Source organism: Streptomyces sp. CG4 (genome assembly GCF_041080655.1).
Classification (GTDB): Bacteria; Actinomycetota; Actinomycetes; order Streptomycetales; family Streptomycetaceae; genus Streptomyces.
In genome coordinates, this window is the sequence record NZ_CP163525.1 from 7663696 (window position 1) to 7679609 (window position 15914).

A 15914-nucleotide genomic window follows, 5' to 3' on the forward strand; every position below is an offset into this window, starting at 1 on the left:
GGCTGTGACCGTCCCGCGACGATGTGACGGAGATCGCGCGGAACATCACTCGCGCGGAACATCACTCGCCGGGCCGGGTCCGTCCCGAGCGGACAACCGGCGGCACCCACGCGTTCCGGCCCAGGACTCTCTCCGGTCACATCAACCCCCCTACGATCGGCCCGGACTGAAGAACGAACGGGCAGGAGACGCTGATGGGCAGCGACCAGGCGAACGAGAAGGCGCAGGGCACCGGACGACGGGCGATCCTCGGCGCGGCGGTATTCGGTGCGGCGAGCGGAGCGGTCCTCGGGCTGCCGGGCGCGGCCGGCGCCGCCGAGACCGGGACGGCCGGTGCGACCGTCACGAACGGTGCGGCCGGGCAGGGCGGCCGGGGGCTGAAGAGCCTGCCGAAGCCGACGATCGTCGGCCACCGTGGCGCCAGCGGCTACCGCCCCGAGCACACCTTCGGCTCGTACAACCTGGCCCTGGACCTTGGCGCCGACGTCGTCGAGGCCGGTGACCTGGTGCCCACCAAGGACGGCCATCTCGTCTGCCGGCACGAGCCGGAGATCGGCGGCACCACCGACGTCGCCGCGCACCCGGAGTTCGCCGACCGCAAGACCACCAAGATGCTGGACGGGGTCGCGACCACGGGCTGGTTCACCGAGGACTTCACGCTCGCCGAACTGAAGACGCTGCGTGCGATAGAGCGCATACCGGCCAACCGTCCGCACAACACCCTCTACAACGGGCGCTGGGAGATCCCCACGTTCGAAGAGGTCCTGAAGTGGCAGGACGAGCAGACCCGCAAGCGCGGCAAGCAGGTCTGGATCTACCCCGAGACCAAGCACCCCACCTACTTCCGGAGGCTCGGCCTCGGTCTGGAGGAGCGGGTGGCGAAGCTGCTGCGAAAGTACGGCAAGGACGGCCGGAACTCGCCGGTCATCCTGCAGTCCTTCGAGCCCACCAGCATCCAGAAGCTGAACCAGCTGGTCGACAATCCGCTCGTCGTGCTGCTCTCCACGGCGGACAGCCGCCCCTACGACTTCGTCGCGGCGGGCGACCCGCGCACGGTCGCCGACCTGATCACCCCCAAGGGCCTGCGGGAGATCGCCGGCTACGCGCAGGGCATCGGCCCGACGCTGGACCTGATCATCCCGAAGGACGCGAACGGCAACCTCACCAAGCCGACCACTCTCGTCGGCGACGCGCACAAGGTGGGCCTGATCCTCCACCCGTACACGATGCGCAACGAGAACCCGTTCCTCCCGGCCGAGTACCGCAAGGGCAGCGCGGCCGACGCCTACGGCGACTCCTTCGGCGCGTTCAAGACCTACTTCGCGACCGGCATCGACGGCGTCTTCACCGACAACGCCGACACCGGCGTGCTCGCCCGCGCCGACTTCCTGGCGGGCTGACCCCGACGCCTTCCCCGTCGGCCGAAGCCGCCGGCCTCGTTGACGGCTGAGGCGCCGTCAACGAGTGACCGCGTCGGCACCTCGTTCGGGCTGACTGTGCGCCGCCCCGGAAACCTGCTCCCGGGGCGGCGCGTCGTTCCGCATATGACGCACGACTTGATAGCCGCTCTGCACCCGCTGCTCACCGCCGAGGCCTCGGCCGAGGCATATGCCGCCGGGAGCGAGCCGGGCGACCTGGAGCAGGCCGTCTGGCTCCGCCTGCTGGAGCGCCTGGAGACCGAGGGGCCGCCGCCGGACCCTGAGGGCTGGCTGCGCAAGGCCGTTCGCGCCGAGGCCCGCCGCAGCCGCCGTACCACCCGCCGGGAACGTCCGTACGGCGCCGAACCGGCCGCCGACGCCCGCACCGACCCCGAGCAGTACGTCCTCACGGCCGCCCAGGACCACGTCCTGCGCGACGCGGTGGGCCGGCTGCCCGGCCGCTGTCCCCGGCTCATCGAGGCCCTGCTCTCCCCGAAGGACCTGACATACCGGGAGATCGCGGGGGAGTTGGGTATCTCACAGGGCAGTCTTGGCCCGGAACGCTCCAGATGTCTGGGATGTCTACGGCGTTTGCTCACACCGGAGGTTGCGGCGCGCGAAGTGCGGGGATAGGAGTGGGAACGACAGGCGATCAGGTGAGCGGGAGGCGTGCGCACATGGGCATGAGCGTGACCATCTCGGTGGCGACCGAGCAGGACGCGGAGCAGATCTTCAGGCTCCAGTACCTGTGCTTCCAGAGCGAGGCGGCGTTGTACGGCAACTACCGCATCGACCCGCTCGTCCAGACCCTGGACTCCGTCCGCCAGGAGGTCGCCTCCGACTGTGTCTTCGTCGCCCGGCTCGGCGAGGAAGTGGTCGGCTCCGTGCGCGGCAAGGTCACCGAGGACGGCGCGGCCGCCATCGGCAAGCTCTGCGTCCACCCGCGTCTGCAGGGTCACGGCATCGGCGCGCGGCTGCTGCGCGCGGCCGAGGCGGCGCTGGCCGAGGAGCGCGGCGCCAAGCGGTTCCGCCTCCTCACCGGCCACCGCAGCGAGGGCAACCTCCGCCTCTACCGCCGCTCCGGCTACGAGACGGTGGGCCGCTCCAAGGGTGCCGACGGGGTGGAGCTGATCATCCTGGAGAAGCAGGCGGGAGCCTACGCGGCTACGGCGTGACCGCGTTGTCCGCCGCCTTCTTCAGCCAGTACATTGCGGAGAGCGGCAGCAGCATGGGAATGAAGATGTACCCCGCCCCGTAGTACGACCAGACCGTCGCGTCCGGGAACGCCGAGCGGTCGGCCAGGGTCCAGGTACCGACGATCAGCACCCCCGCGAGTTCGGCGGCACAACACACCAGTGCCGCCCTGCGGGCCGTCTCCCCGCCACGGATCAGCGTGTACGTGATGAACCCGTACACCAGCCCGGCCACCGCCGACAGCGCATAGGCGAGCGGCGCCCGGTCGAACTCCGTCGCGATCTGGTACGCGGAACGCGAGACCGCCCCGACCACCATCACGCCGTAGAACCACACGAGCAGCATGCCCGGCCCGCTGATCAACCGGGTCGGCTTCTCCTCCACGGCCGTCACCTCAGCCTCCCCAGATGTCATAGAGCCGCACCTCCAGCACGGCCAGCACCACACCGCCGGCGGCGACCGTCACCGAGCCCCACTTGGTCCGCTCGGCCAGTGACATGAACCCCGCCGCCGGAACACACGCGAACGCGCCCAGCAGATACGCCACGAAGATCGTCGTGCCCTGCTCCGGCTTCTCGCCCCGCGCCAGCTGCACGATCCCGACCACCAGCTGGACCACCGCGAGCAGCGACACCACGGCCATGCCGATGAAGTGCCAGTCCTTGGTCGGCTGGTCCCGATAAGCGGCCCAGCCGCACCAGGCGGCGAGCAGCAGCGCGGCGACGCCGGTCACCAGCGTCAGGGCATTGAGCATGCGGTGACCTTATTACGGCCGAAACGGACCCCGGCCGCCGACCCCGCCGTACGCCGTGCCGTACACCGTAGGGTCTAGACCATGACGATCCATGCGCATGCCCTCCTGTTCGACAACGACGGCACCCTGGTCTCCTCCCTCGACTCCGTGGAGCGCTGCTGGACCCGATGGGCGCAGGAGTACGGGATCACCGCCGAGGAGTTCGGGCGCGTGGCGCTGCACGGACGGCCCGCAGCCGAGATAGTCGCCGACCTGCTGCCCGCCCCTCTCGTACCGGAGGCGGTCTTCCGGGTGGAGCAGCTGGAGGTGGACGACGTGCCCGGTGGAGACGTCCGGCTGCTGCCCGGCACGCGGGAACTCCTCGACTCCCTCCCCGGCGACCGCTGGGCCGTCGTCACCTCCGCCACCCGGCGGCTCGCCCAGGCCCGGCTGGACGCCGTCGGCATCCTGCCCAAGACGCTGATCGCCGCCGACGACATCACGCGCGGCAAGCCGGACCCCGAGCCCTATCTGCTCGCCGCCCGGCAGCTCGGCGTCGACCCCGCCCGCTGTGTCGTCTTCGAGGACGCCCCGGCCGGACTCCGGGCGGGCCGCGCCGCCGGCATGACCACCGTGGCGTTGACCACAACCCACCGGGCGGAGGAACTGGACGCCGACCTCGTGGTCCAGGACCTGTCGGCCTTGTCGGCACTGGTCACCGACGAGGGCGTGGAGATCTCCGTCCGCCGCTGAGTCCCGGACCGGGCTGTCCGCCGCTGTCCACTATCCGGACGGCGGCGACCGGTCAGGACCCTGCGTCTGCTTTACTGATCGCATGACCACGACGAGCTGCCGCATCCTTGCGACCGAGGCGACCATGACGCCCGGTGCTCGTTGTATGTGTCGCCTGATGTGCCGAATGTGCGCCTTCTAGAGGGCCCTCGCATCAGCTGAGCCTCGCCCCCGAAGCGAGAGCCGTGGCAGGTCCGTGCGCCGTGACCGTACGAGACGCACGACCACTCCCCATGCCGGAACCGCATGCACCCGTGCCCGGGCACACCCACGCCCGCGCACTCGACAGTGACGGAAACCCACGTGATCACCACCTCGGGCCTGACCAAGGTCTACCGCTCCCGCGGCCGTGAGGTCACCGCCCTCGACGGCGTCGATCTACACGTCCGCGAAGGCGAGGTCTACGGCGTCATCGGCCAGTCCGGCGCCGGCAAGTCCTCCCTCATCCGCTGCGTCAACCTGCTGGAGCGCCCCACCTCCGGCACCGTGACCGTCGCCGGCCAGGACCTCACCGCCCTCGTCGGGCGCGGCCCGCGCGCCGGCAAGGAACTGCGCCGGGCGCGCAGCCGCATCGGCATGGTCTTCCAGCACTTCAACCTGCTGTCCTCGCGGACCGTGCAGGACAACGTCGAGCTGCCGCTCGAAATCCTCGGCAAGTCCGGCAAGGAGCGCTCCCGCAAGGCGCTCGAACTCCTCGACCTGGTCGGCCTCGCCGACAAGGCGGGGGCCCATCCCGCCCAGCTCTCCGGCGGCCAGAAGCAGCGCGTCGGCATCGCCCGCGCCCTCGCCGGCGACCCCAAGGTGCTGCTCTCCGACGAGGCCACCAGCGCCCTCGACCCGGAGACCACCCGCTCCATCCTCCAGCTGCTGCGCGACCTGAACCGGCAGCTGGGCCTCACCGTCCTGCTCATCACGCACGAGATGGACGTCGTGAAGTCGGTCTGCGACTCCGCCGCCCTCATGGAGAAGGGCCGGATCGTGGAGTCCGGCACGGTCAGCGAGCTGCTGGCCACCCCGGGCTCCGAGCTGGCCGCCGCGCTGTTCCCGGTGAGCGGGGAGCGCACCGGCGACGACCGGACCGTCCTCGACGTCACCTTCCACGGCGAGGCCGCCACCCAGCCGGTCGTCTCCCAGCTCGCGCGCACCTACAACATCGACATCTCGATCCTCGGCGCCGCCATCGACACCGTCGGCGGCCTGCAGATCGGCCGTATGCGCATCGAACTGCCCGGCCGCTACGAGGACAACGTGGTGCCGATCGGGTTCCTGCGTGAACAGGGGCTCCAGATCGACGTGGTGGGCCAGGAGGCTCAGCTGGTGAAGGAAGGTGCCAAGTGACCTGGTCCGAGATGCAGCCGCTGCTGTCGCAGGCGTGTTCCGAGACGCTCTCGATGGTGCTGTGGTCCACGCTGATAGCCGTCGCGGTCGGCCTTCCGCTCGGCGTGCTGCTCGTCCTCACGGACCGGGGCGGCCTGCTGCAGAACGTCGTCGCCAACAAGGTGATCGGCCAGATCGTGAACATCGGCCGCTCCATGCCGTTCATCATCCTGATGGTCGCGCTGATGAGCTTCACCCGCTGGGTCACCGGGACCACGATCGGTACGACCGCCGCGATCGTGCCGCTCGCCATCGGCGGCATCCCGTTCTTCGCCCGACTGGTCGAGACGGCTGTCCGCGAAGTGGACAACGGTCTCGTCGAGGCCGTGCAGTCCATGGGCGGCAACACCTGGACGATCGTCCGCAAGGTCCTCGTCCCCGAGGCGCTGCCCTCGCTGATCGCCAGCACAACCACCACGATCATCGCGCTCATCGGCTACTCCGCCATGGCCGGCACGGTCGGCGGCGGCGGCCTCGGCGACCTCGCCGTCCGCTACGGCTACCAGCGCTTCGAGACCGAGCTGATGTGGATCACCGTCGCGATCCTCGCCGTCGTGATCTCCCTGATCCAGTTCGCAGGCGACCTCGCGGCCCGCTCCCTGCACAGCCGCGGCGGCCGCTCCGGCCCGGGGCCGAAGCTCCGCCTGCTGAAGGCGAAGGCGCCCGCCGCAGCCGACGTCGACAAGGTCGCCTGAGCGTCCCTCAAGACTCCCCGTTCACCCATACACGGGGTCGCACCACCTTAAGGAAAGGCACTTTTCGTGCGTAACACCGCCAAGCTCACCACCGCCGTCCTCGCCGCCGGAGCCCTCACCTTCGGGCTCACCGCCTGCGGATCCGGCAAGTCCTCCGCCTCCCACGACTACAGCGGCCCGCTCGTCGTCGCCGCGAGCCCGACCCCGCATGCCGAGATCCTGAACTTCGTCAAGAAGAACCTGGCGAAGAAGGCGGGCCTCGACCTGGAGGTCAAGGAGTTCACGGACTACATCACGCCGAACACGGCGACCGAGGACGGCTCGGTGGGCGCCAACTACTTCCAGAACCAGCCGTACCTCGACGACTTCAACAACAAGCGCGGCACCCACATCGTGCCCGTCGTCACGGTGCACCTGGAGCCGCTCGGCCTGTACTCCCACAAGGTCAAGAAGGCCGACGCCCTGAAGAGCGGTGCGACCGTCGCCGTCCCGAACGACGCCGTCAACGAGGCCCGCGCCCTGAAGCTGCTCGCGGCCAACGGACTCATCACCCTCAAGGACGGCGTCGGCAACGAGGCCACCCCGCAGGACATCACCAAGAACCCCAAGCACCTCCAGTTCAAGGAGGTCGAGGCGGCGCAGACCCCGCGCTCCCTGGACGACGTGGACGCCGCCGTCGTGAACGGCAACTACGCCATCTCCGCCGGTCTGAAGCCCGCCAAGGACGCGCTCGTCCTCGAGTCCGCGAAGAACAACCCGTACGCCAACTTCCTGGCCGTCGAGAAGGGCAACGAGAAGGACCCGCGGGTCGAGAAGCTCGCCAAGCTCCTCACCTCGCCCGAGGTCAAGAAGTTCATCGCGGACAAGTACCAGGGCTCGGTCATCCCGTCCTTCTGAGACCGGCCGAGGACGCCGACAAGACGATGACGAGACGATGACAAGGGGTCCGTCCTGCCCGTGACCGGCAGCTGACGGCACGTATACGGCGATTCGCCACGCACGGGGTCCACTCCCTCACCGGGTGTGGACCCCGTCGTGCGGTTCAGTGGTTTCATGCTGCATGCTGGGCAGTTCAGCAGGCCCTGACGGTATTTCCGAAGGTTACGGAGCGGCGCATGACTAGCACCTTCCCCAACATCTCCATCAGCACGGAGCGGTTGGTGCTGCGTCCCCTCGACGAGGACGACACGCCCGCCCTGGCCGAGATGATGAACGACGAACAGGTCGGCGCCTGGACCGGCGTCCCGCAGCCCTACACCCAGGACCAGGCCCGCCGCTGGATCACCCGGGACGCCCCCGCCGAACGCCTCGCGGGCCGCGGCCTCGACCTCGCCGTCACCGAGTTCCTCACCCAGCGCCTGGTCGGCATCGTCCAGCTGGCCAGGACCAACTGGCGGGTACGCGCCACCGAGCTGTCGTACGTCATCGCCCCCTGGGCCCGCGGCGAGGGCTATGCCTCCGAGGCCGCGCTCGCCACCGCCCACTGGCTCTTCGGCGACCGGAAGTTCGAGCGCATCGAGCTGCGCACCGCCGCCGACAACACCGCCGCCCAGCAGGTCGCCCAGAAGATCGGCTGCATCAGCGAGGGCGTGCTGCGCAACGCCTGCATAGTGCGCCATCGAGCCGAGGACGGCACCTGGACCGACGTACGCTCCGACTACATCGTGTGGAGCCTTCTCCCCGAGGACCTGGAAGGTGCCGACGAGCAGCTCGCCGACACCGGTGGTTTCACGTCGTACTCCGACTGGAACTGAGCCCCCGAGCGGCACCAGGTACCCTCACCGAGCCGGGCCACGGGCCCGCACCCCTGACGACCTGCGAAGACCTGGAGAGAGACGACGATGGCCGACCGGGTCACGGTGATCGGCTGGGACGGCTCGCCGCTGACCGAAGCGGCACGCGCCGCCCTCGGCGCCGCCACGCTCGTGGCCGGCGCGGCCCACCACCTGGCGCTGCCCGAGGTCCCGCCCACCGCCGAACGCGTCCGCCTGGGCAGCATCGCGCTCGCCGCCCGCCGGATCGCCGCCCACCGCGGCACCGCGGTCGTCTTCGCCGACGGCGATCCCGGCTTCTTCGGAGTCGTACGCACCCTGCGCGCACCCGAGTTCGGCCTGGAGGTCGAGGTCGTCCCCGCCGTCTCCTCGGTCGCCGCCGCCTTCGCCCGGGCCGGCATGCCCTGGGACGACGCCCAGGTGGTCGTCGCCCACCCGCGCACCCTGCGCCGGGCCGTGAACGTCTGCCGCGCCCACACCAAGGTCGCCGTCCTCACCGCACCGGGCGCCGGCCCCGCCGAACTCGGGCTGCTGCTGGAGGGCGTCCACCGGACCTTCGTCATCTGCGAGGAGCTGGGCACCGAACGCGAGCAGGTCACCGTCGTCACCTCCGACAAGGCCGCCGACCACACCTGGCGCGACCCCAACGTCGTCATCGTCATCGGCGGGCCCGCCGGACGAGGCGTCACGACCGACAGCGGCGACTGGATCGCCGGCCGCGACCCGGGCGCCGGACCGCGCGGCTGGGTACAGCCCGACGAGTCCTACGGCTCCTACGGCGACGGACCCGCGCGCCGGCTCGGCGAGGGCGAGACGGAACTGCTGCGCGCCGCGCAACTCGCCCGCCTCGGCCCCCGGGTCGGCGACCTCGTCTGGGACATCGGCTGCGGTGCCGGCGCGTTCGCCGCCGAGGCCGCGCGCGCCGGCGCGGCCGTCATCGCCGTCGACCGGGACCCGCAGGCCTGCGCCCGGACCGAGGCGGTCGCACGCCGCTACGGCGTCCAGCTCCAAGTCGTCGAGGGCATCGCGCCGCACGTCCTGGAGAACCTGCCCGAACCGGACGTCGTCCGGGTCGGCGGCGGGGGAGTGCCCGTCGTCTCCGCGGTCGCCGACCGGCGCCCACAGCGCATCGTCACGCACGCCGCGACCCGTGACGAGGCCGAACTCGTCGGGCGCGACCTGACCGAGCACGGATACCGGGTCGAGTGCGCGCTGCTGCAGTCCGTCGAACTCGACACGCGGGCCTGGACCGAGACGGAGCGGAGTGTCGCGTTCCTGCTCACAGGAGAATTGCTGCGGCGCGATGGGGGTGCCCCCAGGCGTTGAGCACTGGGGGAGTCTCGTTGAGGGGTGGTGGTCGGGTGACGGGCGGGCCTGCCCGATCGCTCCCCGTGATCCGGTTGTCGTACTGCGCGCGGTAGGCTGGCCGATCGTTGTACCGCACCGGGCGGCCCGGAAATTCGTTCGCCAATGTCCGGAAAGCACGCCCGTTTTGGGGTGGGTGTGGTACTGCGGAACCGGTGGATGCGCAACGTGGCGCAGTCCACAGCGGGCTGTCGCGGATCATGCTGTCGCGACGGCGGAACGGCCGGGACAATGCCACTGAATGGCTTTGTCGCCTTTTCCGGCGGGTCGTTCGTGCCGCTGGGCACGGACGCTCGTTCTTCATTACGGGCGGTCGGTGCGCCGTTCCGGGTGAGCTGGTCGTAGGAAGCACTAACCGATGGGCGAGGGGTACGCATGACCGACACCGGCCAGGTCCCGGGCGAGGGGCAGCCGGAGAGTGCAGGCATGGTGGAACAGCCGGGCGTCCCCGCGCACGGTGCGTACGCCTACCTCTCCGAGGCTCCTGCCGAGGACGAAGACCTGCTGCTGCCGGGTGCCCAGGGCGCGTGGGGCAACGAGGTGCCACCACCCGCTCCGGAACCGGTCGTCGAGGCCGTCCACGAGCCGGGCCCGCACGAGACGGCCGGCCGTGACAGCGGCTCCGTCGACCTCGGCGGCGTCCGCCTGCCGAACCCGCCCCCGGCCCCGGGGTCCGTACCGCCGTCGCCCATCCTCTCGGCTCCACAGGACCAGTCGGCCGCCCCGCAGCCGCCGCGCCGTCCGCTGCACCTCGGCCCGCCGATCCCCGACGCCTCCGCGAGCCCGGTCCGCTCTCTCGCCGACCGCGGTCCCGCCGGAGCGCCGGTACGGCAGCCGGGTCCGCCCGCGACCGGCCCCGAGTACCTCGACGTCCAGCCGGTGCGCGACATGGCCCCGCAGAACGCGGTCCCCTGGGGCGCGGCGCCCGTCGCCCCCGCGCCGGCCGAGGCCGGCGCACCGGCACCGGCCGAGGTGGCTCAGGTCGGCGCAACGGCCCCGGCTGCCGAAACGGTTGACCCGCCCGCAGACCTCACCGACCCGCCCGGCGCCGCCCAGGCTGCGGTCGCCCGCGTCGCGACCCAGACGGCCGCGCCGCCTCCGGGCACGGCTCGGATGGTGCACGGCCACGACGGCGTGCAGCCCGTGCACGGCCACGACGGGGTGTACACGGCTCCGGCCGACACGGCTGGTGAGGGCGTGCAGCCGGCGGCCGAGGGTCAGGGGCCTGAGGGTTCTGTGATGTCCGCTGAGGGGCAGGAGTTTGACGGCTCCGCCGCCGTATCCGACGTATCCGCCGTGTCTGAGGGGACTGAGGGCCCGGGTGCCGCTGTGGCTGAAGGCCCGGACGCCGTCCCGTCGCCCGTTTCCGGATCCGGATACGGCCCTGAGGGCGTCCAGGCCGCGCCCGGCGTCCCGCCGGTGGACGGTACGACCGCCGTGGACGGAGGCCTCGGTGCCGACGGCGGTGTCGCCGTCGCCGGTGCGCCCGTGCCCCCGGCGGACGCCGGCCTCCCTGCCGAGGGTGCCGTGGTGTCGGCCGATGCCGAGCAGGCTGCCGCGGTGGTGACGGAGGTGGCCGGCGAGCAGGGCGCGGCCGTTCAGGGAACGGATGTGGCCCCCGCGTCGGAGACCGCATCGGCGAACCCGCCCGAGCCGGGTGCCGCCCAGGAGACAGCGGCCCAGGCAGGGGCCCACCCGGCAGAGGCCCAGGCGGCGGCCCCGTCGGCGCCGGCCGAGGCCGCGCCGGCTCAGCCTGCGGGTCAGGCCCAGGTCGCCGCCGAGGCGTCCGTGCCCGCTCAGCCGGGCGGGGCCTCGGACCAGGCCGAGGGTGCTCCGGTCACCGACGCGGGGCAGGTGTCCCCGGTGCCGGAGGGCGTTGCTGCCGCGCAGGCTTCCGTAGCACCGGAGGGTGTCGGCGCTGCCCAGGTCTCAACGGTGCCGGAGGGTGCCGTCGCCGCGCAGGCATCGGCGGTGCCCGAGGGTGCCGGTGCCGCCCAGGCTTCCGTGGCCCCCGAGGCCGGTGCTGCCGTGCAGGCTTCCCAGGCTCCCGAGGGTGCCGTTGTCGCGCAGGCCGCCACTGCCCCCGACGGTGCCGTCGCCGCGCAGGCCTCGGCGGCCGCCGAGGGGACCGTTCCCGCGCAGGGCGCCGCCGAGACCACGGAAACGGTTCCGGCACAGCGGAAGCGGGACGCGGCCCAGGTTGCCCAGGAGGCCGTTCCGGCCCAGGTCGCGGCCGCCGTCCCGGCGCAGCCCGATGCGAACACCGCCGCGGTCGCACAGGTACAGCCCAGCGCGGTGCAGGGCCGGCCGGTCACCGCCCACCACGTACCCGCCGCCGAAGCCGCACCGGCGCCCGAACCGATGGCGACGGCCGTGCCCGACCCCGGCACCCCGGGGACGCCGGAGGCCGAGGCCCCGGCGGCCGTACCGGTCCCGGCAGACGGACCGGCTCAGACCGCCGCGTCGGTTCAGGACGCGGTACCTGCCCCGGCCGCCGCCCAGGGCACCGGCACCCCCGAGCCGCACCCCTACCCGGCCCAGGGCCCCCAGCTGGCCGAGCCCATGGCGTCCGCCGAGGCGGTGCCCGGCGTACCGCAGCCCGAGCCCGAGCCGCACCCGCAGGCCCAGCAGCCCGGCCCGGCCGGCCAGAACACCGTCCACCAAGACCAAGTCGCTGCCGCTACCGAGGTGGCCCCCGTGACGAACCCCGGCGCCCTCTCCGGCCCGCAGACGCAGTCCGCCGGAGCCGCTCCCGCACCGGCCGAGGCCGAAGCCGTCCCCGCACCGGCCGAAGCCGAGCCCGCGCCGCCGGCCGCCCCCGCAGCCCCCGTCGACGGTGCCCCCGCGCACCCGGAGGCCGCCGGACAGCCGGCCCCCGCCGAGCAGGCGGCGCAGACCGGGCCGCTGCCGCCCCACATGCCGACGGCGCCGGAGCCGGAGCAGCCGCTCGGGCAGTTCGTGCCGGTGGAGGGCCAGGTGCCCACCACCCCGCACCTGGCGCCGACCCCGCCGCAGCCTCTGGTCCTGCCCACGGAGGAGGCGCAGCAGCCGGTGGTCACGGTGCCCGCGCCGCGCGAGGGCGAACCGGCCGCCGCAGCCACGGCAGCGGGCGCGGAGCACGCCCCCGACGTCGTACAACAGGCGGAGGACCTGCAGACCAGGGCCGCCGACCAAGAAGATCAGGAAAACCAGGAAGACCGGGAAGAAGAGAGCACGGCCGCCGTGGCGGAAGCAGCACAGCCCACCGGCCCCGCCGCGCCCGGCTACGCCGACGCCGAGCGCGAGGCCGTCCTGAAGGTCATGCGTGAACGCCGGGACATCCGCAACGGCTTCCGCAGCGACCCCATCCCGCACGAGGTGCTGCTGCGCGTCCTGGAGGCCGCCCACACGGCGCCCTCCGTGGGCCACTCGCAGCCCTGGGACTTCGTCGTCATCCGCTCCGCCGACACTCGGCGGACGATGCACGAACTGGCGATGCGACAGCGCGAGGCGTACGCCAAGTCGCTGCCCAAGGGCCGGGCCAAGCAGTTCAAGGAACTGAAGATCGAGGCCATCCTCGACACCCCGGTCAACATCGTCGTCACCGCCGACCCCACCCGCGGCGGCCGCCACACCCTCGGCCGCTACACCCAGCCGCAGATGGCGCCCTACTCCTCGGCGCTCGCGGTGGAGAACCTCTGGCTCGCCGCCCGCGCCGAAGGCCTCGGTGTCGGCTGGGTCAGCTTCTTCGACGAGCGGGAGATGGTCCGCGCGCTCGGCCTGCCCGAGCACCTGGAGGTCGTCGCGTACCTGTGTGTCGGGTACGTCGACGAGTTCCCGGACGAGCCCGAGCTGATGCAGGCCGGCTGGTCCAAGCGACGCCCCCTGTCCTGGGTGGTGCACGAGGAGACGTACGGCCGCCGCGCCCTGCCCGGAGAGGAACCCCACGACCTGCTTGCCGAGACCGTCGCACAGATCCGCCCGCTCGACGCGAAGGCCCTCGGCGAGGCCTGGGAGCGGCAGAAGCGCATGACCAAGCCGGCCGGCGCGCTCGGCATGCTGGAGATCATCTCCGCGCAGCTGTCCGGGCTGTCCCGGCAGTGCCCGCCGCCGATCCCGGAGCCCGCCGCCGTCGCCATCTTCGCCGGCGACCACGGCGTGCACGCCCAGGGCGTCACCCCCTGGCCGCAGGAGGTCACCGCCCAGATGGTGGCCAACTTCCTGGGCGGGGGAGCGGTCTGCAACGCCTTCGCCAACCAGGTCGGCGCCGAGGTGTGCGTCGTGGACGTCGGCGTCGCCGCCGACCTGCCCGCGACGCCCGGCCTGCTGCCCCGCAAGATCCGCGGCGGTACGTCCGACATGACCACCGGCCCCGCGATGACCCGCGAGGAGGCCAAGGCGGCCATCGAGGTCGGCATCGAGACCGCCCGCGACCTGGTGGCGGCAGGGAACAAGGCGCTGCTCACCGGCGAGATGGGCATCGCGAACACGACCGCGTCCGCTGCCCTCATCGCGGTCTTCACGGGCGCCGACCCGGCGGAGGTGACGGGCCGGGGCACGGGCATCAACGACGAGACGCTGGCCCGCAAGACCGAGGTCGTCCGCCGCGCCCTGGACGTCCACCAGCCGGATCCGGCCGACCCCATCGGCGTCCTCGCGGCCATCGGCGGCTTCGAGCACGCTGCCCTGGTCGGCCTCCTCCTCGGCGGCGCCTCGCTGCGTACGCCGGTGATCCTGGACGGCGTCAGCGCCGGCGCCGCGGCCCTGGTCGCCCGCGCCATCGCCCCCGAGGTACTGGCGGCCTGCATCGCGGGCCACCGCAGCGCCGAACCGGGCCACGTGGCCGCCCTCAACAAGCTGGGCCTGCGCCCCTTGGTCGACTTGGACCTGCGGCTGGGCGAGGGCACCGGTGCCTTGCTGGCGCTGCCGTTGGTGCAGAGCACGGCGAGGGCGATGCACGAGGTGGCGACGTTCGATTCGGCGGGGGTCACTGAGAAGTAGCGGCCGCCACACGGGGTCCGGGACTGCGGTGTCGGGCCCCTGTTGTCCGCGTCCGTGGGCCCGTGGGCAGTCGTCCCGCAGGGCGGAACGGGTGGGCACGGACCCACGCAGCCGCACCCGGCGACGATGCCCAGCCACCGGACTGCTGAGCCGCCTTCACCGCCGCCAACGTAAAATCCGCACGTCAGCGCCACCGCCCAGCCACCGGAGGAGCCATCCCATGGCCGAACACCCCGCCTACCCCGTAGGCCTCCGCCTCTCCGGCCGCCGCGTGGTCGTCCTCGGCGCCGGCACGGTGGCCCAGCGCCGCCTCCCCGCACTCATCGCGGCCGGCGCGGACATCGTCGTCGTATCCCCCGAAGCGACCCCCTCCGTCGAGGCCATGGCGGACGCGGGCGAGCTCACCTGGGAGAGGCGCCCCTACGCCGAAGGCGACCTCGCGGATGCCTGGTACGCCCTCATCGCCACCAGCGACCCGGACGCCAACGCCGCCGCCTCCGCCGAGGCGGAGCGCCACCGCGTCTGGTGCGTCCGCTCCGACGACGCCGACCAGGCCACCGCCTGGACCCCCGCGACCGGCCACAGCGAGGGCGTCACCGTCGCCGTCCTCACCACGGACGCGCGCGGCCGCGACCCGCGCCACACCGCCGCCATCCGGGACGCGGTGGTGGAGGGCCTGCGCGACGGCACCCTGGTGGCGCCTCATCACCGTACGCGCGCCTCCGGCGTCGCCCTGGTCGGCGGCGGCCCCGGCGACCCGGACCTGATCACGGTGCGCGGGCGTCGGCTGCTCGCCGAGGCGGACGTCGTCATCGCCGACCGGCTCGGCCCGCGCGACCTGCTCGCCGAACTCCCGCCGCACGTCGAGGTGATCGACGCGGCGAAGATCCCGTACGGCCGGTACATGGCCCAGGAGGCCATCAACAACGCCCTCATCGCGCACGCCAAGCAGGGCAAGTCGGTCGTACGCCTCAAGGGCGGCGACCCCTTCGTCTTCGGCCGGGGCATGGAGGAGGTCCAGGCGCTCGCCGAGGCCGGGATCCCCTGCACCGTGGTCCCCGGTATCTCCAGCTCGATCTCCGTGCCGGGCGCGGCCGGCATCCCGGTCACGCACCGGGGCGTCGCCCATGAGTTCACGGTCGTCAGCGGTCATGTCGCCCCGGACGACGAGCGCTCCCTGGTCGACTGGCCGTCGCTGGCGAAGCTCACCGGCACGCTCGTGATCCTGATGGGCGTCGACAAGATCGGGAAGATCGCGGAGACGCTCGTCGCGCACGGCAAGTCGCCGGCCACCCCCGTCGCGCTCGTCCAGGAGGGCACGACGGCCGCGCAGCGCCGCGTCGACGCCACCCTGGCCACGGTCGCCGAGACCGTACGCGCCGAGGACGTGAAGCCCCCGGCGGTCATCGTCATCGGCGACGTCGTGACGGTCGGCCCGCGACCGGCCGCCTGATCTCCGCTCGCCCGAGTACCGCTCGCCGCCGGATCACCCGTGGCGTGATCACCCGTGGCGTGATCACCCGTGGCGTGATCACGCGTAACCCGGGGTAACGCACCCCTTCCCAGCCGTTGGCACGACACCCAGGAC

The 15914-nt window shown here is 72.4% G+C and carries 13 protein-coding genes; 11 read left to right on the forward strand and 2 right to left on the reverse strand.

From position 1 onward, the window contains the following. Positions 1-194: 194 nt before the first annotated feature. From AB5L52_RS35045 to AB5L52_RS35055, 3 genes are all read left to right on the forward strand, one after another. Positions 195-1400, forward strand: coding sequence for a glycerophosphodiester phosphodiesterase (locus AB5L52_RS35045; protein WP_369367615.1), 1206 nt, complete (start codon positions 195-197; stop codon positions 1398-1400). Between the two features lie 144 nt (positions 1401-1544). Further along, complete coding sequence (locus AB5L52_RS35050; protein ID WP_369367616.1) at positions 1545-2051, forward strand: RNA polymerase sigma factor; 507 nt, start codon at positions 1545-1547, stop codon at positions 2049-2051. Positions 2052-2095: 44 nt separating this feature from the next. Beyond that, the gene (locus AB5L52_RS35055; RefSeq protein WP_351567124.1) at positions 2096-2593 is read left to right on the forward strand and encodes a GNAT family N-acetyltransferase; all 498 of its coding nucleotides are present in this window, start codon (positions 2096-2098) and stop codon (positions 2591-2593) included. On the opposite strand, the gene AB5L52_RS35060 is transcribed toward AB5L52_RS35055, so the two are convergent. Further along, the gene (locus AB5L52_RS35060; RefSeq protein ID WP_369367617.1) at positions 2583-3026 is read right to left on the reverse strand and encodes a hypothetical protein; all 444 of its coding nucleotides are present in this window, start codon (positions 3024-3026) and stop codon (positions 2583-2585) included. The two genes, AB5L52_RS35055 and AB5L52_RS35060, sit on opposite strands and share 11 nt — an antisense overlap. Beyond that, entirely contained in the window at positions 3007-3366 is a 360-nt protein-coding gene (locus AB5L52_RS35065) for a hypothetical protein (protein ID WP_351021782.1), read from the reverse strand. Before AB5L52_RS35065 ends, AB5L52_RS35060 begins: the two co-directional genes overlap by 20 nt. Before the next feature lie 81 nt (positions 3367-3447). On the opposite strand from AB5L52_RS35065, the gene AB5L52_RS35070 reads away from it, so the two are divergent. The 8 genes from AB5L52_RS35070 to cobA all read left to right on the forward strand — a co-directional run bounded on the left by AB5L52_RS35070 (position 3448) and on the right by cobA (position 15779). Then, positions 3448-4098, forward strand: a complete 651-nt coding sequence (locus tag AB5L52_RS35070; protein ID WP_369367618.1) for an HAD family hydrolase — start codon at positions 3448-3450, stop codon at positions 4096-4098. A 342-nt stretch (positions 4099-4440) separates the two neighbouring features. Continuing rightward, a complete protein-coding gene (locus AB5L52_RS35075) occupies positions 4441-5475 on the forward strand; it encodes an ATP-binding cassette domain-containing protein (protein WP_351021778.1) in 1035 nt (344 codons plus the stop codon). Beyond that, positions 5472-6209, forward strand: a complete 738-nt coding sequence (locus tag AB5L52_RS35080; RefSeq protein ID WP_351021776.1) for a methionine ABC transporter permease — start codon at positions 5472-5474, stop codon at positions 6207-6209. The genes AB5L52_RS35075 and AB5L52_RS35080 overlap by 4 nt, the downstream gene beginning before the upstream one ends. A gap of 66 nt (positions 6210-6275) precedes the next feature. Beyond that, a complete protein-coding gene (locus AB5L52_RS35085) occupies positions 6276-7106 on the forward strand; it encodes a MetQ/NlpA family ABC transporter substrate-binding protein (protein WP_369367619.1) in 831 nt (276 codons plus the stop codon). A 218-nt stretch (positions 7107-7324) separates the two neighbouring features. Continuing rightward, entirely contained in the window at positions 7325-7963 is a 639-nt protein-coding gene (locus tag AB5L52_RS35090; protein WP_351021772.1) for a GNAT family N-acetyltransferase, read from the forward strand. 87 nt (positions 7964-8050) lie between these two features. Further along, a complete protein-coding gene (cbiE, locus tag AB5L52_RS35095; RefSeq protein WP_369367620.1) occupies positions 8051-9307 on the forward strand; it encodes a precorrin-6y C5,15-methyltransferase (decarboxylating) subunit CbiE in 1257 nt (418 codons plus the stop codon). 414 nt (positions 9308-9721) lie between these two features. After that, positions 9722-14326, forward strand: a complete 4605-nt coding sequence (gene cobT, locus AB5L52_RS35100; protein ID WP_369367621.1) for a nicotinate-nucleotide--dimethylbenzimidazole phosphoribosyltransferase — start codon at positions 9722-9724, stop codon at positions 14324-14326. Positions 14327-14546: 220 nt separating this feature from the next. Continuing rightward, complete coding sequence (cobA, locus tag AB5L52_RS35105; protein ID WP_369367622.1) at positions 14547-15779, forward strand: uroporphyrinogen-III C-methyltransferase; 1233 nt, start codon at positions 14547-14549, stop codon at positions 15777-15779. Positions 15780-15914: the final 135 nt, after the last annotated feature.

Excerpts from the sequence above, each read along its gene's own strand:
- AB5L52_RS35045 (WP_369367615.1), top strand. The coding sequence starts at position 195 with ATGGGCAGCGACCAGGCGAACGAGAAGGCGCAGGGCACCGGACGACGG.
- AB5L52_RS35050 (WP_369367616.1), top strand. The coding sequence starts at position 1,545 with ATGACGCACGACTTGATAGCCGCTCTGCACCCGCTGCTCACCGCCGAG.
- AB5L52_RS35055 (WP_351567124.1), top strand. The coding sequence starts at position 2,096 with ATGGGCATGAGCGTGACCATCTCGGTGGCGACCGAGCAGGACGCGGAG.
- AB5L52_RS35060 (WP_369367617.1), bottom strand. The coding sequence starts at position 3,026 with ATGACATCTGGGGAGGCTGAGGTGACGGCCGTGGAGGAGAAGCCGACC.
- AB5L52_RS35065 (WP_351021782.1), bottom strand. The coding sequence starts at position 3,366 with ATGCTCAATGCCCTGACGCTGGTGACCGGCGTCGCCGCGCTGCTGCTC.
- AB5L52_RS35070 (WP_369367618.1), top strand. The coding sequence starts at position 3,448 with ATGACGATCCATGCGCATGCCCTCCTGTTCGACAACGACGGCACCCTG.
- AB5L52_RS35090 (WP_351021772.1), top strand. The coding sequence starts at position 7,325 with ATGACTAGCACCTTCCCCAACATCTCCATCAGCACGGAGCGGTTGGTG.
- cbiE (WP_369367620.1), top strand. The coding sequence starts at position 8,051 with ATGGCCGACCGGGTCACGGTGATCGGCTGGGACGGCTCGCCGCTGACC.
- cobT (WP_369367621.1), top strand. The coding sequence starts at position 9,722 with ATGACCGACACCGGCCAGGTCCCGGGCGAGGGGCAGCCGGAGAGTGCA.
- cobA (WP_369367622.1), top strand. The coding sequence starts at position 14,547 with ATGGCCGAACACCCCGCCTACCCCGTAGGCCTCCGCCTCTCCGGCCGC.